We start from the raw sequence: 1,352 nt of genomic DNA, 5'->3' as shown, positions 1-1,352 counted from the left end.
GCCGGTCACGGTGAGGGTCACGGTGACGAGGTCGCCCACCCGGTACGCCCCGCCGGCAAGGGGCCCGGCGGCGACCGCGGCGGAGAGCCCGGCCGGGTCGGGGGTGGTGGTGGAGACCGACAGGGGCCCGGCGGCGTAGTCGTCGAGGCCTCCGGTGCCGCCGTCGCCGTCGCGCTCGTTGGGGTCGGCGCCGTCGAGGCTGGTCCAGTCGAGGGAGAGGGCGTCGGTCAGGGTCTGGCCCGGCTCGACCGTGTCGAGGACCGTGACCCGGTAGGTGAGGACGAAGGAGGCGCCGGGGGCGAGGTCGAGGTCCTGGCCCGCGTCGCGGCCCCAGGTGAGGGCCTGGGGGTCGCCGGCGACCGTGGGTTCCAGGGCGGAGCCGTCCTTTTGGGCCGATCCGGTGACGTAGGCGAGGCCCTCGGGGAGTTGCTCGACCAGGGCGAAGTCAAAGGCGTCGGAGACGTTGGCGCCCGAGGCGTTCGACACGGTGACCTTGTACTCCAGCACGTCGCCGGCGTCGGGGGCGGTGAGGGTGGAGAAGTCGGCCGGGTCGCCCCGGGTCACATTGCGGGCGGCGAGCGTTGCCGTGACCTGGGGCTCCGCGAGGGTCAGGGTGTGGGTGGCCGAGACGGGCCCGAGCACGGTGCCGCCCGTCCGGTCGCTGAACCGGGCCTCCACGGGCACGTCGAGGGTGGCCCCGGCCTGGTTCGGGGCGTGGTCGGCTCGGACCCGGGCGGTCACGGTGAACCCGGCCCGGGCGCCCGCCGCGATCCTGGTGCACCGAAGATCGAGGGCGTTTCCGGCCGTGGCCGAGTCGTCGAACCCCTCGCAGGCGCCGTCGGCCGCCGCCGACACGAGGGCGAGCCCGTCGGGGAGCGCCGAGGTGAGGGCCACGTCGTAGAGGTCCGAGGCGACGGCGGTCTGGGGGAAGGTGACCGTGTAGGTGACGGTCTCCCCGATCTTGGCCGCGGCCGGGGCCGAGATCGAGAGGTCCCCGGGCGGATCGAAGGTGGTGAGCCCCGCCGTGACCGGCCCGACCGTGCCGTAGTCCTTTCGCACGGCCTCGGTGGGGTCGTCGGCCGAGGGGAGGGAATAGAAGTGGTCCCCCCGGGCGGCGTTGGTGAAGGAGACGTCGGGGCCGACGTCGGCGTCCACCGTGGCCGTGAACGCGATGGTGAGGACCTCCCCGGGGCCGAGCACGGCCGTGTCGGGGAACCGCCAGGTGACCTCACCGGTGCTCGTCCGGTTCGTCTCGTCGAGGGTTGGGGCGTCGGCGCCGGTGAGGGCCGTGCCGCCGATGGCGTAGGCGAGGTCCGAGAGGGCCGTGTCGCGAAGCTCCGGCGGCAGGACGT

At 74.6% G+C, this 1,352-nt stretch carries 1 protein-coding gene; it reads right to left on the bottom strand.

Annotated elements, in window-relative coordinates; translation table 11 throughout:
* Window positions 1-1,352: hypothetical protein (locus tag ACYQ8L_RS18465; RefSeq protein WP_459943291.1), on the bottom strand; the 1,352-nt coding region annotated here is incomplete at both ends.

This window comes from Deferrisoma palaeochoriense (assembly GCF_054656955.1).
Note: the sequence above shows the minus strand (reverse complement) of the source record. Positions and strands in the feature narration are given on the sequence as shown.